The sequence below is a fragment of the Ruminococcus sp. 1001136sp1 genome, from assembly GCF_039841815.1.
In the GTDB taxonomy this organism is placed as follows: domain Bacteria; phylum Bacillota; class Clostridia; order Lachnospirales; family Lachnospiraceae; genus Blautia_A; species Blautia_A faecis.
On sequence record NZ_JBDPGY010000010.1, the window covers coordinates 153,808 to 179,830 of the forward strand.

Below are 26,023 nucleotides of genomic sequence, written 5' to 3' on the forward strand. Positions count from 1 at the left end.
GAGCTTCCTATGGAGCTCCCCTTTTTCAAACACATTCTACACTCCGTTTTTCTTTTTTCCCTTCTTCTCCGAAGATGCAGCTGCTTCTCTTCTTGCCATCTGCTGTCTCCTGATGGCTGCATCCAGAGTGCGCCACCTGTCTTCTCCTTCTTTTTTGGCATGAAGCTCCTGAGTAATCAGACGTTCTAATATCTCCTGAAACTCCAGAATCTTTTTATCTGGCTCCGCTTTAAAATTCTGAACATTCTCCAGCAGTTCTTCCCGAAGTGTATCTCTTGTTTCATTCTCTTCTTTTTCTATACTCTCAGATTCCAGTAAATGTATTTTATCCTTTTCTTCCGGCACGATTACTTCCATTCCTTCTTTTTTGGTAAGCTTTGGAAGAAGATCATGTATCGCCCGAAGCTGCAAGCCTCTGTTCTTTAGTTCTTTAATGTTCAAAAACAGTTGAATATCATCCTGGGTGTAGCAGCGATGCCCCAGCTCATTTCTGCGAATAGGAAGGGAAAGTTCATCCTCCCAGTAACGAAGGACATAAGATTTCACCCCTGTCAGCTTCACAGTCTCAGCCACGGTATAGCATTTTTCCATACTACCCCTCCTCATGAAATTGTTGCTGTCCACAAAACAAATCGGTCTGGCTGCCAGACAGCATCCGTATGGACAATAGCATAATTCACTGTTTTTATTATAACAAAAGGTCTTTCAAATGCAAGAAAAAAAGGTCGACATAACATGCCGGCCTTTTCGAAGAAATACCATAATCAATCAGCATTTCCTTATTTTTTCATATTTACAAACTGTGTATACTGAGGCAGCCATACCAGCTCAACGGTACCAATAGGGCCGTTTCTCTGTTTCGCTATAATGATCTCAGCAATTCCCTTTTTCTCCGTATCCTTATGATAATAATCATCACGGTAGATAAACATTACCATATCAGCATCCTGCTCAATAGCTCCCGACTCTCGCAGGTCAGAAAGCATAGGTCTGTGGTCCGGGCGCTGCTCTACAGCTCGACTGAGCTGTGAAAGTGCAATGACCGGAACGCTGATCTCACGGGCAAGTGCTTTCAGGGAACGTGAAATATCGGAAATTTCCTGCTGTCTGGAATCAGAATGTCCGCTTCCACTCATCAGCTGAAGATAATCAATCATAATAATTCCAAGATTGTGCTCTAATTTGTATTTTCGGCACTTGGAACGCAGCTCGGAAATGGAAATACCGGGGGTATCATCAATAATAAGATTAGAGCGTCCGATAATATCTGCACCCTCCACCAGCTTGGTCCAATCCTCGTCTTTCAGATTACCAGTTCTCATATTCTGGGAATCCACATGAGATTCCATGGCAAGGAGACGGTTTACAAGCTGCTCCTTGGACATCTCCAGACTGAATATCGCTACCGTAACATCCTTACGAAATGCCATATACTGGGCAATATTAAGAACGAAAGCAGTTTTTCCCATAGACGGACGGGCTGCGATCAGCACCAGGTCTGAAGCATGCATTCCGGAGGTCTTGTAATCCAGATCCACGAAACCGGTAGGAATACCAGTTACCGTTCCCTTCATCTTGGAAGCTTTCTCAATATTGTTCACCGCATTCAAAACCACCTGCTGGATAGGCACAAACTCATCACTGGAGCGTCTCTGAAGAACATTAAACAATTTCTTCTCCGCTTCCTCCAGGATCATTTGTGTGCCTTCTTTCTCCATATAGCAGGCATTTTCCACTTCCTCATTCACTTTGATCAGTCTTCGAAGGACAGCCTTTTCGCTGACAATATTGGCATAATACTTTACGTTGGCAGAAGTGGGAACTGCAGAAATCAGATCTCTTACATATTCCATACTGCTGATATCTGGTGGAAGTTCCTTCTCTTTCAGACGGTTCTGAAGAGTGATCAGATCCACCGGCTTTCCTTCATTACATAACTCCACCATGGCATCAAAAATAATACCATACTGGCTCTGGTAAAAGTCATCACTTGTAAGAATCTCTGATGCTACCAGAATGGCATCACGGTCCAGGATCATGGAACCAATAACGGACTGTTCCGCTTCAATGCTGTGAGGAAGTATCCTCTTGATCAATGCTTCTTCCATTTCGTAAAAAACATCCTCTCCTGCAGCTTTATGCATTACTGTTTACACTTCTTCACAGTAGCCCTTATGCCTCTTCCTTTACCCATACTTTCAGGCTTCCGGTTACCTTAGGATGAAGCTTAACCGGTACATTTGTTACGCCAAGATTGCGGATCGGGTTTGGAAGTACCAGTTTCTTTTTCTCTATATCGAGATTCAGCTGTTTCTTGGCAGCTTCTGAAATTTCTTTTGTGGAAACAGAGCCAAATGTTCTTCCGCCCTCTCCCACTTTAAGAGTAAGAATAACCTCTTTATCTTCAAGATTCTTGGCAAAAGCTCTGGCAGCTTCTAAATTCTCCTGGGCAACTTTCTCTTCATTTGCCTTCTGAAGCTTCAGATCATTTAAGTTCTTTGGAGTTGCCTCAAGTCCAAGCTTCTTCGGCAGGATCATGTTTCTTGCATATCCGTCACTGACGTTTACAATCTCTCCCTTTTTTCCAAGGGCTTTTACATCTTCCAGTAAAATTACTTTCATTCTTTGAATTCTCCTTCCTGGTATAACTGATCTATAATATCTTTGATCATTTTCTCTGTCTCATCTTCCGTAGCCTTCACCTGGGCTCCGGCAATGTTCAGATGACCTCCGCCGCCCATTCTCTCCATCATAACCTGCACATTGACCTCATCAATGGCACGGGCACTTACATACACCTCATTATTATATGGAGTAAGAACAAAAGAAGCCTTCACACCTGCAATATTCAGAAGCTCATTTGCGGCCTGGGCTCCTACTACTGTAGGACTTTCCAACCCCTCGCTGGGGCATCTTCCTATTGCAAAACAATTTCTGTAAATCTGGGCAGTGCGGACAACTTCCGCTCTTGCCTTATATGCATCAATGTTATCCCGAAGCATTTTGCGGACTCTTGTAATATCTGCGCCATTTCTCCGAAGATAAGCAGCTGCTTCGAAAGTACGCACGCCGGAGCGTGTAGTAAAATTATTGGTATCAATTACCATACCTGCATACAGACAATCCGCCTCCAGGCTGCGAAGACGCAGATCCTCGTCAAAATACTGAAGGATCTCGGCAACCATCTCACATGTGGAGGATGCATATGGCTCCACATAGGAAAGTACTGCGTTCTGTATCACTTCACTGCCTCTTCTGTGATGATCCAGCACCACGATCGTCCTGGTCAGATAAAGAAGATCCTGACACTCTGTATAACTTGGTTTGTTTGTGTCCACCACAACCACAACTGTATTATTATCCACAAGATCCTTTGCCTGGGCACAATCTACAAACATGGAAGGCTCATAATCCGGATTATTGATATACCCCGCCATCAACGGACGGATGGATGTGGTCGGATCATTTACTACAATATGGACCGGCTTGCCAAGGGTCTTTCCTGCGCGATAAATACCGATTGCAGCCCCAAGGGCATCTACGTCTGTGATCTTATGTCCCATAACCACAACACGATCCTTGGTGCTCATAAACTCTTTCAGCGCCTGTGCCTTCACTCGGGCCTTTACGCGGGTATTTTTCTCCACCTGCTGGGATTTTCCGCCAAAATAGGCGATGGAATCTCCATTCTTAATTACTACCTGGTCACCGCCGCGTCCAAGAGCCATCTCAATGGCAATACGGCAATATTCATAATTCTGCAGATAGTTTGCGCCGTTCAGACCAATACCGATACTTAGGGTGACTGCCATTTCATTACCAATATTGACCGTCTTAACTTCATCCAGAATATGAAAACGCTGTTCTTTCAATGCTTCCAGGGAACTCTGACGCATGATCAGGAAGTATTTATCCCGCTCCAGCTTGCGTACAAGTCCGTCAAAATTGGAAAAATACTTGGTGATTTTCCTGTCGATCAGTGCGATCAGAAGGGATCTTCTGACTTCTTCCACACCTTCCAGAGCTTCTTCATAATTGTCCAGATATGCCAGAGCAACTACCAGCTTATCATCCTCATTCTTCTGAATATATTCCTGAAGCTCTGTCTCATCATAGAAAAACATTGCCACAAGATTAATGTCTGCATCCACATTTTCCAGAATACGGGCTTCATTTACCACATCTTTCATAGTAACCAGCTGCATGGAAACACGATAGATCCTGTCACCAAAGTTGGTGCTCATCTCTGTGATCTCCTGTTTCTCAGGTACAGGAAGTTTATCCGGTGTGATCTCCGGAAAAATAGTGGTAATGTGCTTGTTATACAGCTGTTCTTTCCCGGTAAGCTCTGCAAATACCTTGTTGGACCAGATCATTCTTCCATTGGTGTCCATAATGGCATAGGGAAGAGCCAGATCATCCAGAAGACGCTTCTCAAGAGATTCATACTGATTGGCAAACGCAATCAGATCATTGAGAATCAGCGGCCTGTGAAAGCGGGTAAGCAGAAGTGCTGCCACAATATATACCACAATTCCAAGTGTAGCAAGAATTCCTGCTTTCACACTTACCATAAAAATAAGAATATCCAGCCATATAAGAAGAATGGTCAGATACAGTGGCCACCTCATGAACTGCTTCATGGATCCCTTGAATTTCAGTTTTTTATTCATAAGTTTATCCTCACTTACAAATCTTCAGGTACCTTTTACATAGTGACAGGCAAAATACGCCTTTGCCAGATAGTATAACAGATTTCTGAGGATTTTTCCATAGAAGATTAGAGCGTGTTTGAAAAAGGCTTTCTGCAAGATGTGCGTCACAATTTGTGGGAGATTTTGCCCGGATGAGGGCGCCGTAGTGGGCTACGGCAACCGAATTCGGGTGAAATATACCGCAAAGTGGGGCGTGCAGATTGCGGAAATGGTTTTTCAAACACGCTCTAGATAGAAAAACCGCCATCCTTCCGGATGGCGGTAAACACTTCCAAATTAGTCCTGGATGTATGGCATCATAGCAAGATGACGTGCTCTCTTAACAGCAACAGTCAGAGCTCTCTGATGTTTCGCGCAGTTTCCTGTGATTCTTCTAGGAAGGATTTTTCCTCTCTCGGAAACATATTTTCTTAATTTTGCTACATCCTTGTAATCGATCTCGTTATTCTCTTTACCACAGAATACGCAAACTTTTTTTCTTCTGCGGCCGCCTCTTCTCTTCATTGGAGAATCTGGTCTTTCGCTTCTATTATTGTAAGCCATGTTGGTTTTCCTCCTGTTTTATTCAGTTCTAAGAGCTAAGCTCTAGTTAAATGGCAATTCCTCGTCAATGCCATCCGGAATGTTCATAAAGCCCTCTGCAGCGGTTCCCGGGTTCGGCATAGATGCCTCCGGTGCACTTGTGCGCGGATGGGAAGCAGCATAACTGTCGCTGGAAGCCTTGCTCTCAGCAAACTCCTGATCTTCCACAACAACCTCTGTAGTGTAAACCTTCTGTCCATCACGGTTGGTATAGCTTCCGGTCTGAATACGACCTGTAACGGCAATCTTCAGTCCCTGACGGAAATACTTCTCAGCAAACTCTGCCGTACGTCCAAAAGAAACACACTGAATGAAATCAGCACTTGCTTCTCCGTCGCGACGGAATCTTCTGTCTACCGCTAATGTGTATCTGGCAATTGCCAGTGCATTCTCTCCTGCGGAATATCTTACCTCAGGATCTCTTGTTAAGCGTCCCATTAAAATTACTTTGTTCATTCTTCTTACCTCTCTTAATATACTAAGTGAACGGGCTCTTAATGGTGCTTTCTAAATCCGATTATGCAAAAAGATTATGCGTCTTTTCTGACAACTAAGTATCTTAATACGTTGTCCATGATACGTACATGTCTTTCTACTTCTGCCGGACACTGTGCGTCTGCCTCAAACTGAATAAAGTAGTAGAAGCCTTCATGCATTTTCTGAATCTCGTAAGCTAATTTCTTCTTACCCCATTCTTCAACGTCTGTGATAACGCCATTGTAACGAGTGATGTATCCTTTAGCTTTCTCAACTACTGCATCACGTACTTCGTCTTCAACTTTTGCGCTAACAACTAATGCTAACTCGTACTTGTTCATGCTTGTCTTACCTCCTTATGGTCTGTTGGCCCTTTGCCTGTCAAAGAGCAAGGATATTTTATATATCACGATTTTTGATTCTAACATACTTTTTTCAGGCTGTAAAGCATTATTTTTCCTTTTTTTGAAGATTTTTTGTGTTTTTCTCCACCATCTTCCGCGGTACCATGATCTGGTGTCCACAGCCCATACATTTCAGGCGAAAATCTGCACCTACTCTTAAGATTTCCCATTCTTTGCTGCCGCATGGATGACCCTTCTTCAATGTAACAATATCTCCAACTTCATAAACAACTGCTGCCATATATAAACTCCTTATTTACCTGCTTCATTTCTGCTTTAGAACCTTTTTCAGCACACTATTTTTTTACTTTTATCTGGGAAAACACCTGTCCGATAGGCTCCTTGATCAAAAGATCTGCATACCGATCTCTTGGTGTCGGGGACTTGTTGATCACTACCAGATGTTCTCCGGAAAAGTAATCGATCAATCCTGCCGCAGGATAAACAGCCAGGGACGTCCCTCCTATAATAAGAACCTGCGCCTGGGAAATGGCACGCACAGACTCATTGATAGTGCGGTCATTCAGTCCTTCTTCATAAAGAACCACATCCGGCTTGATAATTCCACCGCAGGAGCACCTTGGAACCCCTTCCGCTGCTTTCATATATTTAAAGTCATAGGATTTTCCGCATCTCATACAGTAATTCCGGTATACACTTCCGTGAAGCTCCAGTACATGTTTACTGCCTGCCATCTGATGCAGATTATCAATATTCTGGGTGATAACTGCTTTCAGCTTTCCGGCTTCTTCCAGCTCTGCCAGCTTCAGATGAGCTGCATTCGGCTTCGCTGTATCGCATAGCATCTTGTCCTGATAAAAACGATAAAATTCCTCAGGATGACCCATGAAAAAGGTATGACTTAAAATAGTTTCCGGCGGATAATCATACTTCTGATTATAAAGTCCGTCCTGGCTTCGAAAATCCGGGATCCCGCTCTCCGTAGAAACTCCTGCTCCTCCGAAAAATACAATATTATCGTACTGGTCGATCAGCTCCTGAAGCCTTTCCACTTCCTTACTCATGTCCATTCCTCCAATCATTATACGGTACACATTTTTCAGTAATATGCTTTCCGATATCTCTCTCAAAATCCCTCTGCAGCCCTGCAGAAATTTCCCGGCCGTTTACAGGTCTGCATGCTTTTTTCAAGAAGATCCGATTCTAATTATCACCTGTCTGCTTCGTGCTGTCTGATTTCTTCACAACATCCAAAGTATCCACTCTTTTTCCCTGAACCACATAACGGGTAGACTCATTACCGGTACATGTGGAAAGGGTAACGATCTTGTCGTCTACGCCCAACTCACCTGGTGTAGTCTTAACATCAGAATAGGAGACTATTTTATTCATATAATCCACAAACTCCTGTCCAGGTCCCTTAAACAGTGTATATGTATCACTGTTTACCGCTGTGGTATACGCAGAAATAATCTCATACCGGTAAGTCTTCTCCGGGGTAAAGATCCAGAAATATTTGCTCTTATTGTAAGCAGAATCATCCTTACTGAAATTCTTCAGCTGTCCAAACATAGTCCCGTTCTTCATATTGTGACCATATACCAGCGTATTGCAGTCACTGAAATCTGCCTTATTCTCATAATCAATGAAAATAGTTCCGGCAAAATTATAATTCTTCTCATATGTCAGATGAAGATACTGGTCATTGTCAGTTCCCTTTACCACCGGATAGCTGACACCATCAAGTGCCTCCACATAGATCCAGCCGATCACATCTGTATTAATGCTTCGAAGAGAATCAAAATCAATATCCAGCGGGGCCTTCAGAGACGGTCCGTCTGGTCCTGCTGCTTCCTCACTTTCACTGGTACTGTCCTGATCCGGATCACGCTCTGTCACCGCCATCTTGGCAATCGCATTATACTCATCTGAGCCTTTCTTATACTCTGTATAAATGTGATAAAGATTGTATGCCGCGTAGCAAAATATACAGATTGCAGCAATCAGTACAATTGTGAGAAATATATCTCCTGCTTTTTTCTTCTTTTTGGGTTTCTTATCTTCGCTCATGGCAACCTCCTTCTACCAATATCATTCACATAATCTGAAGTTTCGCATATATAAAACTTTTAAAGTCTCTCTATATTATATAGGCTATAAAATTTTCCTGCAACCTCTGTCTCAGGATATATTACCAGTGAACAGCAACAGTTCCTGTTCACCGGTAACATTCCGCGAGGTGTTTTTTGTGAACAAAGTTCACAGAAAACCCGAGAATTGCGGCGCGAGATCATGCAAAGCATGATTTCGCGATCAGATTATTATACACGCCATACCTTCTGCATCAGTAATTCCTACATTCTTCACTTATTCTTCCAGCAAATCCCTGCACTCTTTTCGCATCTCATTTTCTTTTTTGCTGTAAAGCAAAAGTTCACAATGTTTAAAATAAGAAGGACAGCCATACTGAGAGATGAAAATACTGCATCTGTCATCTCCTGTCAGGCCAGTCTCAAACAACAGCAATTCCTGCCCTTCCCCAAAGCATTCTTCCAGAAAAGAAAAGGCTTGTTCCAGCATCTTCTTCGTTTCCTCAAGTTTCTCGTTTCGTAATCTGCAAACATTGCCAAACCTTTCGCCGATTTGTTCTATTCCTTCTGCCACGTCAGAAATATGCAGCTCTTTCAACTGGAAAAAATACTCTTCCAGAATTCTGATCTGTTCCTCTTCCCTGGCAGCTTCTTCTGCTGTCAGAAGCTCTGAACAGATTTTCGCATCTAGTGCTTTTCTTCTGGAAGCAACAAACTGTTCCATAGCTTCTACGCTGTTCTTTTCCTGCAAAAAAATCTTCAGCAATTTAAGATTTTCGTATAGTTTTTCTATCTTTTCATCTGTTTTCTGAAAGACTGAAATTCTTTCTGTCACAGCTTCAAGAAGCATTTCGGTTACAGTAAAGCGTTCTTCAAAAGATGCTTTTTTTCCCATATCGCAACAAGTCTTTAGCTGCCCGGTAGTTACATTTCCATCAAGAATTTCCTGTATCTGATAATCAGATTTATACTTCTCATACAGTCTGTAATAACCGGCAAAATCTCTTGCAATTTCCTCTTTTTGAAGGAATTCCCCAATCAGTTCCTCTCCGATTTCCACCTGCAGTTCCTCATAACTTTTCAGGATTTCGGAAAGGTCCTCCCAACCTCTGGCAGTCACAAAAAACTTGCCATCTACTGTATTTTCCACCATATAAAAATTCTCTTTTTTAAGGGAAAGATAGGACAAAATTGCGCCATGTATGCCCTTTTCCCCCGCATATTCCAGCCATACATCTGTATCTGCCTGTATGGAAATCTTTCTTACACGATCCAGCGTAACAATGTCAAATTCCCGGACCGATTTGTTGTATGCAGGCGGATTGCCAGCAGCTACAATAATCCATCCCTGCGGCACCTTATGGGTTCCAAAGGTCTTGTTCTGCAAAAACTGCAGCATAGCCGGGGTCAACGTCTCTGACACGCAATTGATCTCATCTATAAAAAGGATTCCCTCCTTTTTTCCCGTTTGTTCCATGTACTCATACACAGAAGCAATAATTTCACTCATGGTGTATTCTGTTATATCAATTTCCGTACCACCGTAATTCCTGGTCACAATTTTTGGAAGTCCCACTGCACTCTGACGAGTATGATGCGTGATGGTGTAAGCCACAAGGCCCACTCTGCATTCGGCTGCAACCTGCTCCATAACAGCAGTTTTTCCGATTCCCGGCGGACCGATCAGAAGGATTGGGCGCTGCCGTACCAAAGGATAGGTATAAACTCCATTCCCGTCCTTTTTCAGATAAGCAGCAAGGGTATGGATAATCTCATTTTTTGCGTCTTTGATATTCATATTTTTATCCTTTCGCCGATAACCAGTTTATAAGCCCAGTCCGGCACAAGTTTCATATTTTCCGTCTTTTTCACAAATACAAAGGCCGTTTCATAATCCGGTTTCTGTCTCGGATAAATCCCATCTCCGTCAGTAAAGTAGATCAAAGCCTTCAGATTCTGCAATTCCCGCTTCTCCTGTTCCTTTCTGATCAGTTCAAAAACAGGCCTGAAATCGGTTCCGCCCCGTCCCTGTATGGTTATCTTCTGCATATATTCTTTCCATTCTTCCTCTGAATGGATCACCTGGTACCACTGAATACAACAGTCACATTGGACAATATATACTTTCATTTTCTTAAAAAAATTCTCCCGGGTGCTGAGGATCTGGTAAGTCTCTCCAAGGAATCTCCGGACCAGCTCCTTGGAACAGGAACCAGAGGTATCAATGGCGATCACCAATTCCTCCAGACGATTCACTTCTTTGTATTCCAACGGCTCGATCAGCGGCAGATTTCCATACTGCTCCATTCCAAAATTATAAAAAATATAATCAAAGCTATCCTCATCCAATTGGATTTCTTCCCTTGGAAAAGCAAATTTTCGGAGAAATTTCCGATAATCATATCGGCTTTTGTACAGTTCCTCCAATTCCTCTTCTTTACTTCCAGAACTTGCTCCGATCCGATGCTTCTGCCGCTCCCTTCCAAGAGTGGTATATGTAAGAATCTTTTCCCACCTGCTCCGTTTTTGTTCCCTTTTCCATGGATTTACACTCCATAGGGAATGATCATCAAAGGAAAAAAGAGATTCCAGCTCTTCAATATTAAACGGGAATTTTTCCTGTTTCAGAAGCTGATAAAGTACCTGAGCAGAGCAATTTCTGCCTTTAAAAAATTCAAAAATCTGTCTTCTTTTTTGCAGTTCTTCTGACGAATATTGCCATAAATTTTCCGGAATATTCTTCCAGATCAGAAGCTCCACAGCCAGATCACAGGCCACATTCCACAATCTTGCTTCCATCTTTTTGTCAGAAAAAGGATGCTGATAAAGACAGTGAAACAACATGTGCAGGCAGCCTCTTTTCAGCCTTTCCGGCTTCTCTGCCCAGATATAGATCAGGAATACAGGGTCTGCTATTATCCTCTCACCGTCAGTTCCAATTCCATGGATCCAGGACTGCGAAGAGTTCTCATTTTCCATGCTGTTCGGAAACATTTTTGTCTCCACAACCGCCGAAAGGGCTGCTGATGCATAAGAAAAAAATGGAAATCTTGCACAGATTTCACTCCTGCAGGTATGCAGGATTTTCATTCCCATTTCCTGGTATTGCCTTTTTTTCTTTATGAAACTGCCTGTATTTTCAGACATTTTTCTTTCTTTATTGTCCTGCATAGTTTCGCTTTCTTTCCTGCTAAAGGTCAAATTTTTTCTCTTTATATCCGTATTTCTGATCCTTTAACCTCATCAGCCACACCAGGCTCTCCAGCTTTCGCTCTCTTCTGGCAGTACAGATAAAATTCTCCAGTTCTTCTGCTCCAAACCAGCCAAAACTCTCCAAGAGCTCCATTTTTCCCACGTTCTCTTCCCGGATCAAAGCTTCCATAGCAGGACGGATTCTTCGCTTCAGATACTGGCCATAGGCAGTTTTTTTCTCTTCTTCGCACTCATTTGTTAAAAAAAATCCTTCCAAAGCGCAGGCAAGCCGAATCCGCTCCTGTCCTGTTGTCTGGAATTTTTCATACCGCATATCACGCTCTTCTTCCATATATAATCCCAGCTTTCTTGCAGTTTCCCTGCTTCTTATTATAATCCATCCTGCCTTTTCCCACAATCGTATTTTTCTCATTTGCCACATACGCTCTCTCCTGTTATAATAAAAATACCAAAGCGTGTTTTTGAAAAATCATTCCAGCAAGATGTGCGTCACAATTTGCGGTATATTTTGCAGCAAACCTTTTTCAAACAGGCGCTAAGAACAACAGGAGGTTTCATTAAAATGGAAAAAAAGAACTTGATCGTCGGACAATCCGGCGGACCTACTGCAGTTATCAACAGCAGCCTTTATGGTGTAGTTTCTGAGGGCATAAAACAGGAAGAAATCGGACATGTTTACGGCATGATAAACGGTATTGAAGGATTTCTGAAGGGCACCATCCTTGACTTTGAAGAAGCACTTCCCGGGGAAAAGCTGAAATATCTTACCTACACCCCAGGCGCTTACCTGGGTTCCTGCCGCTATAAGCTTCCGGAATCTCTGGAAGATCCGGTATACCCAGAGCTTTTCCGCAAATTTGAGGAGATGAATATCGGCTGGTTTTTCTACATCGGCGGCAACGATTCCATGGATACTGTGAGCAAGCTTTCCCGCTACGCAGCCATGATTGGCAGTGACATCCGCATTATCGGAGAGCCGAAGACCATTGACAATGATCTTGTGCATACTGACCACACTCCTGGCTTCGGCAGTGCTGCCAGATATGTGGCTTCCACAGTTCGTGAAATCACCCTGGATGCCAATGTTTATGAGAAAAAATCCGTGACCATCGTAGAAATCATGGGACGTCATGCCGGATGGCTCACAGCAGCCAGCGCTCTCGCCCGCAAATATACCGGCGATAACCCGCTTCTTATTTATCTTCCTGAAACAGCCTTCGATACAGAAGAATTTTTGAAAAAAACAGAAGCCTGCTTCGAAAAAAACTGTAATGTTGTTGTCTGCGTTTCCGAAGGCATTCATGATAATAAGGGAACTTTTATCTGCGAATATGACAATTCTGTAGGCACCGATACTTTTGGTCATAAAATGCTGGCAGGCTGCGGCAAATATCTGGAAAACCTGGTGCGAAGCCGACTTGGCGTGAAAGCCCGCTCCATTGAACTGAATGTAAGCCAGCGCTGCAGTGCCTCCATGCTCTCTGACACGGATCGCCAGGAGGCCATTACAGCCGGTATTTTCGGCGTTCAGGCTGCGCTGAAAGGCGAAACTGGGAAAATGGTATCTTTCATCCGTCAGGAGACCTCTAAGGGCGTTTACCAGATGAGATGTGGACTTGAGGATGTCAATGAAATCTGTAATGAGGAGAAAACCGTTCCCCTTTCCTGGATCAGCCAGGACGGTTCTGACGTGACAGAGGATTTCATCCATTATGCACGTCCGCTGATTCAGGGAAATGTAGAACTGCCTATGGGCGAAGACGGACTTCCGGTCTGCGTATACAGAAAATAACGTTACCAGTGGACAGTAACAAAATAACCTCGCCGTTCTGAGTTCAAACCCTGCAGAGAATCTCCCTATACGGTATCATGATTTAAACAGGGCGAAACATATTCTACATGTTTTTCTTGTGGCTCACGAAAAAGAAAAGAACTCCTTTCTCTATAAGATCAGTTAGAGCGTGTTTAAAAAAGGCTCTAACTGATCTTACAGAACAAAGGAGTTCTTACTTTTTTTATTTTTCACACAATCAGCAAAAATCCATGATTTCTTCTGCCTTATTCCTGATCATTTCCAAACATCTTATGATCTTCTTCCAGTTTCTCCTGAACCTGGCTGTCATAAATTTTCTCTTCTTTCTCCTCATCCCTTGACTTGGGCAGGATCAGGTTCAGACAGACTGCTATGATCGTTGCCAGCACAACCGGAGATTTCCCGAAAATGGTAGTCACCCATGCAGGAAGTGTGGCAAGTGCTGCATTTGCCTGGGAAACGCCCACACCAAGTGCTGCAGCCAGACCTACAATGGAGGAATTACGGTAATCCATCTCTGCAGAAGCCACCAGCTTCATACCTGTCATAGCAATAGATGCAAATACGGAAACTGTGGCACCACCCAATACGCACTGGGGAATCGTGGTCAGAAGTGCTGAAAATTTCGGCACAAATCCGGCAATTCCAAGGAACGCAGCTGCCAGTCCCAGAACCCAGCGGTTGATAACCTTGGTCGTGGTAACAATACCAACGTTCTGGCTGTATGTTGCAGTTGGAAGTCCTCCGAACAGGGCTCCAAGAATATTGGTAATACCATAAGCTACAATACCACCCTGAAGCTCTGAATCCTTGGGAGTCCGGTTCATAGCACCGATGGTAGTCGCAGAGTAGTCACCAATTGCCTGAATCGAGTTAATTGCAAAAAGCAGTCCGATGGCTACACATGCAGAAATCTCAAAATGCACTCCGAAGTGCAACGGCTGTGGTACCTGGAACACACTTGCCTTACCCACGCTTGAAAGATCCACCATTCCGAATGGAATGGATACCACATATCCGGCCAGCATACCAATCAGAATAGAAGAAAGCTTCCAGATTCCTTTTCCAAAGTGGTTCAGGACCGTTACCACTGCAAGGGTAAAGAAAGCCACCAGCCAGTTCTGCCAGGAGCCATAATCCGGATTAGAGGTTCCACCAGCCATGTAGTTGATCGCAGTGGGATACAGGGAAAGTCCGATGGTAAATACCACTGTTCCTGTGATCAGAGGTGGAAAAAATACCCTGATCTTTTTTACCATAATTCCCATGATAACGGCAGCAACACCGCCTACAATCTGGGCTCCCAAAATGGTGTCGATTCCGTACCCGTCCGCAATGGCCTGCATACTTGGTACATATGCGAAGCTGACACCCATAATGATGGGAAGTCCTGAACCAATCCTGTACTTCTTCCCAATGGGAAAAAGCTGGAGCAAGGTAGACAACGCAGCAACTACCAGAGCTGCCTGAATAAGAATGACCTGATCCTTATTCTCAAGCCCTGCTGCGCCTGCCACAATAATGGCAGGGGTGACACATCCCACGATCATTGCAACAACATGCTGCAACGCAAGAGGAAGGGCTTCCTGTATCCGCGGGATACCATCCGTTTCAAAAATACTGCCTCTCTTCATAATATTTTCCTGCTTTCTTTTGTTTTATACAGTATACCAAATAAGGCGTACAAAAACAATTAGGTTAGCTCAAAATATTTGGATATAATATTCACAAAAAAGTCATCCTTTTTTTGTAAACATTTATCTGTTTCGTTTTTTTATCTTATGCCAGTTCTTTTTTCATGGTTAAAATATTCTGTCCGTCAACATATTCATAAGAAAGCTCATCCATGGTTTTCTTCACCAGGAAAATTCCAAGTCCGCCAATTTCTCTGTCTTCAATGTCCAGTGTAATGTCCGGATCTTTGTTTTCCAGTGGATTATAAGGGATTCCCTGGTCTATGAAAATCAATGTGATTTTCGGCGGATTATCTTCCATTTCAATTTGTATTGTGGCATTTCCGCTGCCCTTCCCATAAGCATAATAAGCAATATTTCCAAATATCTCATCTATGGCAACATCCAGCTGCATCTGAACCTTCAACGGACATTCCTTTTCTTCCAACACTTCATTTACAAATTCCGTAACTTTATCCACATTCTCTATCTTTGCTTCCACTGTAATACTTTTCAAATTTCACAGCTCCTTTCCCATACGCTACCAAGGCTTCTGTTGCCATCCCGCCTGGTAACCATACCTTTTTTCCTGCACTATGTAAAAAAGAATCCTGCACAAAATACAGAATTCCTTTATTAAATGCGCGCTGAACCGGTTCCTCACATGGTAAGTTCTCTGACCACTCCTAAAACCTGCCAGACCTGCAGCGCGTGTCACTCTATTGTTAAAATATCCGTAAACCCTGTAATCTCAAAGACTTCCTTTACAACATCTCCCACATGGATCAGTTTCATACTTCCTTTTTTATTCATAACCTTCTGCAATTTCAAAAGCACACGCAGACCAGCAGATGAAATGTACTCAAGATCTGCAAAGTCAAGCACCAGTTCCTGTGTATCTGCCAGTTCCTTCTCTGCAAAAACATCCAATTCAGGAGCTGTGGTTGTGTCCAGTCTTCCTGACAGCATTACAGTATCTTTTGTTCCTTCATTTTTCTTTTCAATCTTCAGGCTCATATTCTTCTCCTTTTAAATCGGATTATTTTCACAGCTTTTCTCTTATGTCTATCAATTACTCTGATAAAACATTCTTCGTAAGGTTTTCACCGTATTTTATGGGTTTATTATACAAAGAATCAATATTTTGTGTCAAGTTTTATCAAGGATTTTTATCACGCCAATAACTCAAATGTATGATAAAGATCCATTCTCCCGAATCCCCAGTCCCGATTGGGATACTGCATCCGTTCTTCACGCTCCGCCCCTCGTGTAATATAATTTTTCACGCTCGAGCCGGTAAAATAGGGTTGATTCCCACGTATCACCGCCCATTCGAACAAAAGTGCAGCCGCACCGGCAGTCTGAGCGGCAGAAAGGCTGGTGCCGGAGGCATTTCCGTAAGGACCGTTTAACAGGGGTACCCGGATCTGGACACCTGGGGCTGCTACCTGTGGAACTACATTTCCATCTGGCATAAAGCCTCTGCTTGCCTGGACATACAGGCTGTTGTCACGATACTGGTAAGCAGTCACGGTAATACTCTCCAGTGAATCTCCAGGTGCCGTCACTGTATTATAAGGCGATGGTTCCAGAAAATAGGTTTCCTCCGAAATCAGCCCCTGAACCGGCAGCCACATATGAAATCCTACATTCTGCCCATCTCTTCCTCTAACAAAAATACGCCAGATTCCAGGTACCGGCTGGATAAATTGAAAATATACCAGCGTATATCCGGTCTGCCTCTCAATAGAAACATAATTTACCTTCACCCTTGTTTCCACAAAGACAAAAGATAATTCCTGCGTCACCGCCCCCAGTGAAGCGCTGATATCCAGAATTTCCCCTGTAGGAGACTGCAAAGAAAGATTATAAATTTCTGGCGGCTCGCCCCAGAATTCCATGGTAAATCCTGGCTCCTTGTTTCCAACTCGAAGCTCCGCCAATGCCTGGTTTTCTCTCTCTGTAAGGCGGCCTGCGTAATGATGTCTTGCCGCTCCCTCATTTCCAGCTGCAACAGAAACTGAAATCAGCGAATACTGGGAAATATAATCCACATAAAGACTCAGTGGATTTTTCCCGATATGTGCTCCCTGGCTGCTGCCAATTCCAAGGCACAGAGAAAGAGGCATTCTTCTGTCATTCGCAATTCGCACTGCAAAATCCATTCCCATCATAATGTCATTTTCCTGGAAAATCTCCGCTTCTGCAGGGAAAAGATAAAACTCCCGAAGATATTTTTTCGCAGGCTTCACTTTCACAATGATCAGCATAGCTTCTGGTGCAGCTCCAGAAAAATTCTCCTCAGGAAAATAATTTCCAGCTGCTATAGCAGCCATTCTGGTTCCATGGCCATCCGTATCCACAGAGGGCACAATTTCAAGAGGATTTCCGGAAGCCAGTGCCTGATCAATATCCTTTTTCCAGAAGACACGACCATAAGGTACTTCCTTCCCGTCTCCCTGTAAGGTCTGGTCCCAGATACAGAGGATTCTGCTGCCCATTTCGTTCTGAAAAACCGGATTCCGATAGTCAATTCCGGAATCCACAACCGCAACAGCTGTTCCGCTTCCTTTCAGCTGAAGGTAGGGCTGTTCCTGAAGCCGGGTAATTCCGGAAGCACTAAGGCCTCCAAGATCCATATGCGTATAACATTTTGGAATAGAACTGTAGGAATACGTATTGATATTCCACCTTCCAATTTCTGTCAAGGGTGCATAAACTACCCCGTAAATCCCGTTTATTTTCTGAAAACTAAAACCTGGGACATCGCCCAGGTCTTCCTGAAAATCGTCCATATATTTTACAATAAAATCCGCATACATCTCGTTCTGTGCCGGTGAAACTGACTCCTGCATACTCAAATTGCCCGCGTCTTTATTTCCCATAACTGCCCCTTAAAGCTTTTTCATTTAAGAATATGCTTTATTTTTCATTTCAATGACTTGGAGCGTGTCTTCTCTGTACCAGCAGCACAATTCCTGCAAAAAATGTAAAGACCGAAATAAACTGCGACGTAGAAAGTACTCCCACACTTCCTCTTGCCAGATCTCCGCGGAAAAACTCCAGCACAAATCTTCCTGCACTATAAAAAATCAGATATGCCGCCGCTGTCTCTCCATCTTTTTTCTGGCTTCTCAAAATCAGGAGTAACAAACCATAATGAAGAAAGTCAAGAATACTGGAATAAATCTGCGTAGGAACCAGCGCCACCCCATTTGGTGCAAATGCAGACGTATGAAACGTAATAGAAAAAGCACCTGACGTTTCTTTTCCGTAACAGCATCCTGCCAGCAGACACCCAATTCTTCCAAATCCCTGTGCAAGTGCTACAGAAGGCATTAACGTATCAAAAAACTTCAGAAAATTCAGTTTTTTTACCCTGCAATATACATACGCCGTGAAAATTCCACCAACAATTCCACCAAATACCACAAAGCCATCGGTCAGAGTAGCACTCAGAAACCCAGGATTTTCCAGGATACTTTTCCATTCTGTAATCCAATACAGGATCTTGGCGCCCAGGAATCCTCCCACTACGCACCATACCACCAGATAAAAAACGTGTTCATAGGGCAGTTTCCGCTTTTTTGCCCTGTATTCTCCGGTAAAATAAGCTGCCAGAATTCCAATGGCGATCATCAGTCCGTACCCATAGACCGTAAATGGACCAATCCGCAGAAGTTCATTTTTCATAAATTATTCTCTCCACTCAAAACCATTTTTTCCAGAACCTTAAAAGTTCCTTGTTTGCATGATCATTTTTAGGACTTTCCATACTCTTATCCGGATCACATTCCCCGCAGATATCCACCTGCAGGATTTTTCCATTCTCTTTTTCAAAATGAGAGCACAATGCCAGAAGTACTTTCAGCATCTCTTCTAAAGTCATATCCCCCTGGCTCCAGGTAGTGGCTGCTTCCTCCGGGCAGAGCACATCCTTATCAATAGAGACATACAGCGGTATATTTGCAGGAATTTCCAAGCTTCTGATCAATTCTTCCTCAGAACCTTTTTTCTCAGCCATATGCGACCTTGCCTCAGCCAGCCTCTCCCTGGATAAAAAATGCACTCTGTCCTTAAAGGGTTCTTCCACCTGCCCGTACGCTTCCTCATCCGGCCCAATCAGCCAGACCTCCTGAAGCTTTTCTACCTCTTCCAATGTACTTGCAATCCAGCCCCCGCAGGACAAAAGCCCTCCGAAAGCAGGAAGCTGCATGTCTGTATGATTGTCAAATACCAGCAGGTTGAAGGGCTCTTTCACCCGCCCGGTCCCGATTCTGCTCATATAATGATAATTTCCGGAATCCATAAAATAAATTCCAGAAACCGGATATTTTTCCATTCGTTCCAGAATCTGCGCCTGGGCATCTCCATCGCAATAGCAGTTGGTTCCTGAAATATCACTCAGGTCTATCCAGGAAATCTGCTCTCCCTCATAGAACTGCTCATTCTGGTAAATTCCAGAAAAATCCATGATCACAACGTTCCTCTTCAATCCTTCCATTCCTCCAGAATTTCCTCTTCTTCCGGCTTCTGACTTGCCTGTTCTTCCTGATCCGCCTGCTCTTCCTGATTGGTCTGCTCTTCCTGATTGGTCTGCTCTTCCTGATCTGTCTGCTCTTCCTGAGCACCTGTATTTTCAGCACCAGATTCGACTGTCTCCGTGTCAACCTTCTTCGCAGGTTCAAAACCTGAGTCCGGTGTTTCAGCATCTTTCACAGCCACATCAACATCTGTCACTTTATCCTCTTTCTTTCCATCACCAGCTGATCCATCCTGAATCTCTTTTTTCAGCCCGTGTTTCAGAATCAGATAAAAAATAATATCCAGCACCCCGTTCGCCACAAAAATACATCCTGAAATCTGCACGGTCATCCTGATTTCAGAAAATGGATTTACAAGGATCAACACTCCAAGTCCTATAAAAATCAGACTTTCAACCAGAAATGCCTTCCAAACGCCCTGCCCGCGCTTCTTCAGTTTCATACTGCCGCGCATCATCCAGATGCTGTCCACCAGAATAAAAGCTCCCAGCATAAGAGTCAGCAGTTTCACAACCACAGTTGGATTCATAAACAAAAAGATACCGATCACCAACACGATCACACCGGAAAAAAGATCCAATATAGTAGAATTATCCTTTTCCAGAACAAAGATCAGAATGTGATAAACACCGGCCCCGATCAGAACCAGCCCAAATACCACCTTGCACAGAACATTCACCGTTTCTACAGGCATCAATGCCAGACACAGTCCAAAAAGAATATAAAATACAGATGTTGGAATCTGTCCTCTTAAAATTTTGCTTTTCTTCTCTTCCATCATTTAACCTCCTGTTATCCTCCGGTTCTTTTTGGACAGTATAAACCTTTTCGTGAAATTCGTCCACAAAAAGCCGGAAAAAGAGTATAATTTCCTATATAAAAAATCCATTTTTATACTTGAAGTTTTTCCCTGTGGTATTATAATGAATGTCGAAGGAAAATGAATTATGTCGTAACTGTTCATACAGGGAACAGTTCCATTATATCTAATTTTTTATCGGAGAATTAAATTTTGAAAAATATAAAAAACAACAAAACCATTCTTGCCGTTATCCCAGCTGTCGTAGTGCTGGCTGCAGGGGTAGCTTTTTTTTGCTCTCGTTCAGGCAATACTGACAAACAATGTCAGGAAACAGTTGAACGTCTTCAGAAGCTTGAAACAGCCGATATCTCCAGTATAGAGGATGCGATCCGTGCACTTTCCGAGAAAGAAAAGCCCACCGGATCGGACTCAGAGGAGGGTGTTCTTGGCGATATTCTCACAGATGTACAAATTAAACAGGCATTTCAGGGAACTGTTATTGTAGGAGACTCTATTACAGAATCAATTGCAGAATATGGTTTTCTTGACACCAGTATTGTAGTTGCCAAGCTGGGACTTCGTATTGACGATGCAGATGACCAGATCAATACCGCCATCAGTCTGAATCCAAGCGTATTTTTCCTGTCCTTTGGAGCAAATGACCTGGAAATTTACAATGGTGATTCCTCTGCTTTTATTGACGCCTACCGTGTGAAAGTGAAACAGATCCAGAACGCACTTCCTGATACTGCCATTTACATCAACAGCATTCTTCCCATCCAGCAAAGCGCCATTGACCAAAATCCTGCTCTTGCTTATTATGACAGCTTTAATCAGGCACTCAGGGACTTTTGTGACGAAATGGGATGCACTTTTATAGACGATACATTCCTTGTAGACGAAAGCATGTATGAGCCGGATGGTGAGCATATGGTTTACAATTACTACCCCAAATGGCTTACTTATATGGCAGAAAGGGCAGGTCTCGTATGAAGCTGAATACCAAACGAAATATCCTCTCAGATTTTTCTGGCAAACTGAGCGGCAATCTGAAGAAAAATAAACATCAGGGAACCAGCATCCTTTCTGATTTCAAGCTTACCGGTTCCCTTATCTTAAAATCCGTCATGGTAATTTTCCTGGTTGTCTATCTGGGACGCCTCTATGTATCCGACTACGCAGCAGACGTATCCATGGACAAAATATCTGCTGCCCTTGAACAGGTTTCCGGTGTAACGGACCTTAGTGAGCCAGGGGTTTCCGGTCTTCGCCGTTTTTATCAGATAGATGAGAATGACATAGACAGCTACTTTTTCCGTAAAGCAGCCTCCCCGATGTCTGTAGACGAAGTTCTGGTAGTTAAGGCTAATTCTTCTTCTGAGGCAAGCGCCTATTTAGAAGCAGCTCAGGCTCATCTTGAAAGTCAGAAGAACATTTTCGAAGGCTATGGAACTGATCAGATGGCACTTCTCGGAGAAGCTTCTGTAGAAAAGCGCGGTGCCTATGTCTGGTATTTCTGCGGTGAAAACGCCCAGGAACTTCGCCAGGCTTTATTATCCATGATATAGGAGAATTGACGTTATGGTATTTAACAGTGTAATTTTTATATTTTGTTTTCTTCCCATATTTCTGCTGATCTACTATTTCGTGCCGGCCAGGGCCCGTAATCCGGTACTTTTCGCAGGGAGCCTTTTCTTTTATGCATGGGGAGATCCTACTTATCTGGTTCTTATGCTGTTTTCCAGCTTTTTCAATTATTACATGGGCAAAGAGCTTGGGAAAATTACCGATGAAGATCCATCCCGCAAGCGAAACCTTATTTTCGCAGTAGTGATCAACCTTCTGATCCTGGGATTTTTCAAATACTGGGGATTTTTTCTTGATACCATCAGCGGTATCACAGGACTGAAGCTTACTTATCCGCAGCTTGCATTGCCCATCGGACTTTCTTTCTATACCTTTAAGAACCTGTCCTACATCCTGGACATCTATATGGGAAAAACAGAACCCTGTAAAGGATTTTTTCCATATGCCGTATACAGCACCATGTTTCCGCACATGACTGCCGGACCCATTGTCCGGTATACTGACATTTCGGAATCCATCAGCCGCCGCAGTATAAACACAACGCGCCTCGGTGCAGGTGCAGAGCTATTTATCAAGGGTCTTTCCAAGAAGGTTCTCCTTGCAGACAATCTTTCTGCTCTGTACACCACCCTTCAGGCTTCCGGTACTACCTCCTTTGTGGGAACCTGGCTTGCCATTGGCGCATATACACTGGAGCTGTATTTCGATTTCAGCGGATATTCCGATATGGCCATCGGTCTTGGACAAATGCTGGGGTTCAATTTCAACAAGAACTTTGATTATCCTTACATCTCCACCAGCGTCTCTGAATTCTGGCGCCGCTGGCATATTTCTCTCGGAAGCTGGTTCCGTGATTACATCTACATCCCACTGGGAGGCAACCGTGTTTCCACAGGCCGACACATCCGCAACATCCTTGTGGTATGGGCACTCACCGGTCTCTGGCATGGCGCCAGCTGGAACTTTGTGTTCTGGGGTGTTTACTACGGTCTCCTTCTTCTGGCAGAGAAATTCCTTCTTGGACGTTTTCTTGAGAAAGCACCCGTCTGGCTTCGCAATTTATATACCATGTTTGCCGTGATCATCGGCTGGGTATTTTTCAGCCAGACCACACCTGCAGCCATAGGAAAAATGCTGGGAGCCATGTTTGGATTGGGAGCTTCCTGCTTCGCAGACCGCGCCTCCCTGTATGCACTGAAATCCGGACTGATCCTGATGATCATTTCCGTGATCAGCTGCCGTCCGGGGCTTTACCAGTATTTCAAGCGCCTTGCAAGACGCAATACTTACCTTGCCGCAGTGATAAACGCAATCCTGTTTTTCCTCTGTATTGCGTATATGATCTACAGTTCCTACACACCATTTATGTATCAGCAGTTCTAGAGTAAATTTGAAAAAGCCCTGAACTGGTACCATATTAATTGGAGGACCCATGAAAAAGAAACCAAACGGATACCGCTATTTTTGTCACCTGACCGGATGCCTTTTCGGAATCTTCATCCTGGCAGTACTGATAATCAATTTTTTAGTTCCGGACCGGGGCTTTTCCCAGAAGGAAAACCGTGTGCTGGCCTCCCGTCCGGCCATCAGCGTTTCACAGCTCACATCCGGCAAATTTGCGGATGGTTATGAAACCTATGTAAATGACCAGTTTTTCCTTCGTGACTGGTGGATCACACTGCGCGCCACAGCCCAGCGTATCCTTGGAAATACGGAAGAAAACGGTGTTTTTCTTGGCAAAAACGGTTACCTGATGGAGGATTTTACAGCGCCCTCCCAGGAGCGTCTGAACCGTACTGTAAACGCTATGACAGATTTTGCAGCAAGGCATTCTGATCTTCCCCAGTATGCGCTGATCGCGCCAAATGCCGTGAATATCCTTTCAGATAAGCTCCCTGCCCTGGCTGCTGCCACTGACCAGAATCCTTATCTGGACGCAACTGCCGCTGCTCTTGAAAAGGCAGGTGTCACTTTCGTGGATGTGCGTGACACCCTTTCCCAGCACAAGGATGACGGAATTTATTACCACACAGACCATCACTGGACTACTCAGGGAGCTTACTTTGCTTATATGCAGCTTGCAAAGGTACTTGGAATCGATTCTTCTTCCATCTCCTACGACAAGCTCCCGGTTTCCATGAGCTTCCAGGGAACCCTTTCTGCCAAAAGCGGTTTCCGTGCTTCTGAGAAAGAAGAAATGGATGTCTTTCTTCCAAGAGATGACTCGGTTCCTTCCTCTGTTGTAAATTATGTAGACGAACAGAAAAAAACAGCCAGCTTTTACGATACCAGCAAGCTGGAAACCAGAGACAAATACGCCATGTTCTTTAACGGAAACCATGGCAAGGTTGTGATCACCACTCCTACAGAGGAAAACCGTACCTTACTTGTGATCAAAGACTCCTACGCAAACAGCCTGATCCCTTTCCTGGCGCCTTACTACCGCAAGATTGTTATGGTAGACCCTCGTTATTTCTATGACGATCTGGAAGAACTGATGCAGGTAGAGGAAATTCAGGAAGTACTTTATCTGTATAATGCAAATACATTCTATTCAGATACTTCCCTGGAGCTTGCACTTATGCCTCAGAGCAGTACAGATTCCACACCTGACAGCATTGAAACGGATAACACAGATACTGCTTCTGCTTCTTCTGACAACGCTTCTGCTGACAATCCAGAAGCTTAAAGCGTATCTGAAAAAGGCTTTCTGCAAGATATGCGTCACAATTTGTGGGAATGATTTTTCAGACATACTTTAGTCTTATTTCCTTCTGCCAGACAGGCAGGAGGATTTTTTTTCCAAATTTCATTGTACAACTCATGCAAATTCGCTATAATTACTTTATTAAGCAGCTATTTTCTGCAAAGTGTTTTTTGGAACGCAGTTCGCAGAAATCCCAATAAAACAGAATCCTGCAAGCAGGATTCTCCGCCTGCGGCTGGTCGCCTCCAGCGACATCCAGCGCATGTTTGAAAAAGGCTTTCCGCTGCAGTGCGAAGCGGGTAACTGTGAAGGTACTGGACAGTTACCTTTATTAAACATTTAGGAGCGAAATTATGAAAATAGTATTAGAGCATCTCACAAAGCAGTTTCCGCCCCGTGGAAGAAAGGCTCAGGAGCCGGTCACAGCTGTAAGCGATTTCAATTTCGAAGTTCCTGACGGTCAGCTGATCGGACTTCTCGGCCCCTCCGGCTGCGGGAAAAGTACTACCCTGAATATGATCTGCGGCCTGGAGAAACCAACCAGCGGCAGAATTCTTTTCGGCGATGATGATGTGACTTCATTTCCCCCAGAGCGGCGCGGCGTTGGTATGGTATTTCAGAATTATGCACTTTACCCCCACCTCACAGTGAAGCAGAACATCCTCTTTCCTCTTCAGAATCTGAAAGGAAAGGACAAGCTTTCCAGATCCCAGATGGATGAGCGGGCTCAGAATGCAGCCCGTCTGGTGCAGATTACAGAGCTTATGGACCGACGTCCTTCCGAGCTCTCCGGCGGTCAGCAGCAGCGCGTAGCCATTGCCCGTGCACTTGTAAAAATGCCACGCGTACTGCTTCTCGACGAACCGCTCTCCAACCTGGATGCCAGACTCCGCCTCCAGACCCGGGAAGAGATCCGCAAGATCCAGCGGGCAACAAAGATCACAACTGTCTTTGTCACCCATGACCAGGAGGAGGCCATGAGCATTTCCGACATGATCGTAGTCATGAAGGATGGTGTGGTACAACAGATCGGGAAGCCACAGGACGTTTACGACAGCCCTGTAAATCTGTTTGTTGCCAAATTCCTTGGTACCCCTCCCATCAATGTATTTGAGGGGCAAATCCGTGGCGGAAGCCTTTACATTGGTGAAAATGCAGTTCTTCTCACACCTGGGATCTCCGACCAGCCGGTTTCTGTGGGAATCCGTCCGGAGGGATTTATCCCCGATGAGAAGGGAGCGCTCTGCTGCCAGCTTGGAGGCATGGAAGTAATGGGACGTGACATCTCTGTTGTCTCCACCCATGCATCCTCCGTAAATCCTGTGATCCGCTCCATCATCAGCTCTGACACCCAGATCCGGCTTGATGCAAAAACCGTCCGTTTTTCTATCAAGCCAAACAAGATCTTCCTGTTCCGGCATGATACTGGTGAACGGATCAACCTTTAAAGGGAGG

27 protein-coding genes are annotated in these 26,023 nt (G+C 44.1%); 7 read left to right on the forward strand and 20 right to left on the reverse strand.

Annotated elements, in window-relative coordinates:
- Positions 1–36: 36 nt before the first annotated feature.
- From ABHC48_RS10995 to ABHC48_RS11010, 4 genes are all read right to left on the reverse strand, one after another.
- Positions 37–591, reverse strand: a complete 555-nt coding sequence (locus tag ABHC48_RS10995) for a helix-turn-helix domain-containing protein (protein ID WP_173715668.1) — start codon at positions 589–591, stop codon at positions 37–39.
- Between the two features lie 188 nt (positions 592–779).
- Positions 780–2,108, reverse strand: coding sequence for a replicative DNA helicase (gene dnaB, locus ABHC48_RS11000; protein ID WP_118583698.1), 1,329 nt, complete (start codon positions 2,106–2,108; stop codon positions 780–782).
- Positions 2,109–2,172: 64 nt separating this feature from the next.
- Positions 2,173–2,622, reverse strand: a complete 450-nt coding sequence (gene rplI, locus ABHC48_RS11005) for a 50S ribosomal protein L9 (protein ID WP_118583688.1) — start codon at positions 2,620–2,622, stop codon at positions 2,173–2,175.
- Complete coding sequence (locus tag ABHC48_RS11010) at positions 2,619–4,673, reverse strand: DHH family phosphoesterase (RefSeq protein ID WP_118583686.1); 2,055 nt, start codon at positions 4,671–4,673, stop codon at positions 2,619–2,621. Before ABHC48_RS11010 ends, rplI begins: the two co-directional genes overlap by 4 nt.
- A gap of 118 nt (positions 4,674–4,791) precedes the next feature.
- Here ABHC48_RS11010 and ABHC48_RS11015 point away from each other — a divergent pair, with 118 nt between their 5' ends.
- Positions 4,792–4,950: a DUF6783 domain-containing protein gene (locus ABHC48_RS11015; RefSeq protein ID WP_334285687.1), complete on the forward strand. Its 159-nt coding sequence runs from the start codon at positions 4,792–4,794 to the stop codon at positions 4,948–4,950.
- Between the two features lie 41 nt (positions 4,951–4,991).
- Here ABHC48_RS11015 and rpsR read toward each other — a convergent pair whose 3' ends face one another.
- From rpsR to ABHC48_RS11060, 9 genes are all read right to left on the reverse strand, one after another.
- The gene (gene rpsR / locus ABHC48_RS11020; protein WP_118583682.1) at positions 4,992–5,258 is read right to left on the reverse strand and encodes a 30S ribosomal protein S18; all 267 of its coding nucleotides are present in this window, start codon (positions 5,256–5,258) and stop codon (positions 4,992–4,994) included.
- Between the two features lie 42 nt (positions 5,259–5,300).
- Positions 5,301–5,753, reverse strand: coding sequence for a single-stranded DNA-binding protein (locus ABHC48_RS11025; protein ID WP_118583680.1), 453 nt, complete (start codon positions 5,751–5,753; stop codon positions 5,301–5,303).
- 74 nt (positions 5,754–5,827) lie between these two features.
- Positions 5,828–6,115 carry a 30S ribosomal protein S6 gene (gene rpsF, locus ABHC48_RS11030; protein ID WP_117851485.1) on the reverse strand — a complete coding sequence of 96 codons (288 nt, stop codon included), beginning with the start codon at positions 6,113–6,115 and terminating at the stop codon, positions 5,828–5,830.
- Positions 6,116–6,224: 109 nt separating this feature from the next.
- Positions 6,225–6,419 (reverse strand): DUF951 domain-containing protein, encoded by a 195-nt coding sequence (locus ABHC48_RS11035; protein ID WP_173715669.1) that lies wholly within the window; start codon positions 6,417–6,419, stop codon positions 6,225–6,227.
- Between the two features lie 55 nt (positions 6,420–6,474).
- Positions 6,475–7,203, reverse strand: coding sequence for an NAD-dependent protein deacylase (locus tag ABHC48_RS11040; protein ID WP_118583678.1), 729 nt, complete (start codon positions 7,201–7,203; stop codon positions 6,475–6,477).
- A 139-nt stretch (positions 7,204–7,342) separates the two neighbouring features.
- A complete protein-coding gene (gene srtB / locus ABHC48_RS11045) occupies positions 7,343–8,209 on the reverse strand; it encodes a class B sortase (protein ID WP_195699501.1) in 867 nt (288 codons plus the stop codon).
- 297 nt (positions 8,210–8,506) lie between these two features.
- Complete coding sequence (locus tag ABHC48_RS11050) at positions 8,507–10,027, reverse strand: AAA family ATPase (RefSeq protein ID WP_195699502.1); 1,521 nt, start codon at positions 10,025–10,027, stop codon at positions 8,507–8,509.
- The gene (locus ABHC48_RS11055; RefSeq protein WP_195699503.1) at positions 10,024–11,319 is read right to left on the reverse strand and encodes a VWA-like domain-containing protein; all 1,296 of its coding nucleotides are present in this window, start codon (positions 11,317–11,319) and stop codon (positions 10,024–10,026) included. Before ABHC48_RS11055 ends, ABHC48_RS11050 begins: the two co-directional genes overlap by 4 nt.
- Positions 11,320–11,419: 100 nt before the next feature.
- On the reverse strand, positions 11,420–11,863 hold the full coding sequence (locus tag ABHC48_RS11060; RefSeq protein ID WP_243284505.1) for a hypothetical protein: 444 nt from the start codon (positions 11,861–11,863) through the stop codon (positions 11,420–11,422).
- A 141-nt stretch (positions 11,864–12,004) separates the two neighbouring features.
- Here ABHC48_RS11060 and ABHC48_RS11065 point away from each other — a divergent pair, with 141 nt between their 5' ends.
- A complete protein-coding gene (locus ABHC48_RS11065; protein ID WP_195380046.1) occupies positions 12,005–13,234 on the forward strand; it encodes a 6-phosphofructokinase in 1,230 nt (409 codons plus the stop codon).
- Positions 13,235–13,500: 266 nt separating this feature from the next.
- Here the strand turns inward: ABHC48_RS11065 and ABHC48_RS11070 are convergent, their stop codons facing one another.
- The 7 genes from ABHC48_RS11070 to ABHC48_RS11100 form a co-directional block, all read right to left on the reverse strand.
- A complete protein-coding gene (locus tag ABHC48_RS11070; protein ID WP_195699504.1) occupies positions 13,501–14,889 on the reverse strand; it encodes a nucleobase:cation symporter-2 family protein in 1,389 nt (462 codons plus the stop codon).
- Positions 14,890–15,034: 145 nt separating this feature from the next.
- Entirely contained in the window at positions 15,035–15,445 is a 411-nt protein-coding gene (locus tag ABHC48_RS11075) for an ATP-binding protein (protein WP_118583666.1), read from the reverse strand.
- A 197-nt stretch (positions 15,446–15,642) separates the two neighbouring features.
- On the reverse strand, positions 15,643–15,945 hold the full coding sequence (locus ABHC48_RS11080; RefSeq protein WP_173715676.1) for an STAS domain-containing protein: 303 nt from the start codon (positions 15,943–15,945) through the stop codon (positions 15,643–15,645).
- A gap of 155 nt (positions 15,946–16,100) precedes the next feature.
- Entirely contained in the window at positions 16,101–17,813 is a 1,713-nt protein-coding gene (locus ABHC48_RS11085; protein ID WP_195699505.1) for a S8 family peptidase, read from the reverse strand.
- A 49-nt stretch (positions 17,814–17,862) separates the two neighbouring features.
- A complete protein-coding gene (locus ABHC48_RS11090) occupies positions 17,863–18,621 on the reverse strand; it encodes a prolipoprotein diacylglyceryl transferase (RefSeq protein WP_195699506.1) in 759 nt (252 codons plus the stop codon).
- A gap of 16 nt (positions 18,622–18,637) precedes the next feature.
- Positions 18,638–19,432, reverse strand: coding sequence for an arginase family protein (locus ABHC48_RS11095; RefSeq protein WP_195699507.1), 795 nt, complete (start codon positions 19,430–19,432; stop codon positions 18,638–18,640).
- On the reverse strand, positions 19,420–20,253 hold the full coding sequence (locus ABHC48_RS11100) for a DUF308 domain-containing protein (protein WP_195699508.1): 834 nt from the start codon (positions 20,251–20,253) through the stop codon (positions 19,420–19,422). Before ABHC48_RS11100 ends, ABHC48_RS11095 begins: the two co-directional genes overlap by 13 nt.
- A gap of 231 nt (positions 20,254–20,484) precedes the next feature.
- Here ABHC48_RS11100 and ABHC48_RS11105 point away from each other — a divergent pair, with 231 nt between their 5' ends.
- The 5 genes from ABHC48_RS11105 (at position 20,485) to ABHC48_RS11125 (ending at position 26,016) form a co-directional block, all read left to right on the forward strand.
- Positions 20,485–21,267 carry a GDSL-type esterase/lipase family protein gene (locus ABHC48_RS11105; protein WP_118583657.1) on the forward strand — a complete coding sequence of 261 codons (783 nt, stop codon included), beginning with the start codon at positions 20,485–20,487 and terminating at the stop codon, positions 21,265–21,267.
- A complete protein-coding gene (locus ABHC48_RS11110; RefSeq protein ID WP_226840943.1) occupies positions 21,264–21,842 on the forward strand; it encodes a DUF4358 domain-containing protein in 579 nt (192 codons plus the stop codon). The genes ABHC48_RS11105 and ABHC48_RS11110 overlap by 4 nt, the downstream gene beginning before the upstream one ends.
- 13 nt (positions 21,843–21,855) lie before the next feature.
- Positions 21,856–23,244, forward strand: coding sequence for an MBOAT family O-acyltransferase (locus ABHC48_RS11115; protein ID WP_118583655.1), 1,389 nt, complete (start codon positions 21,856–21,858; stop codon positions 23,242–23,244).
- A 49-nt stretch (positions 23,245–23,293) separates the two neighbouring features.
- Positions 23,294–24,550 (forward strand): DHHW family protein, encoded by a 1,257-nt coding sequence (locus ABHC48_RS11120; RefSeq protein ID WP_148463142.1) that lies wholly within the window; start codon positions 23,294–23,296, stop codon positions 24,548–24,550.
- 371 nt (positions 24,551–24,921) lie between these two features.
- Positions 24,922–26,016 (forward strand): ABC transporter ATP-binding protein, encoded by a 1,095-nt coding sequence (locus ABHC48_RS11125; RefSeq protein WP_195699509.1) that lies wholly within the window; start codon positions 24,922–24,924, stop codon positions 26,014–26,016.
- Positions 26,017–26,023 lie beyond the last annotated feature (7 nt).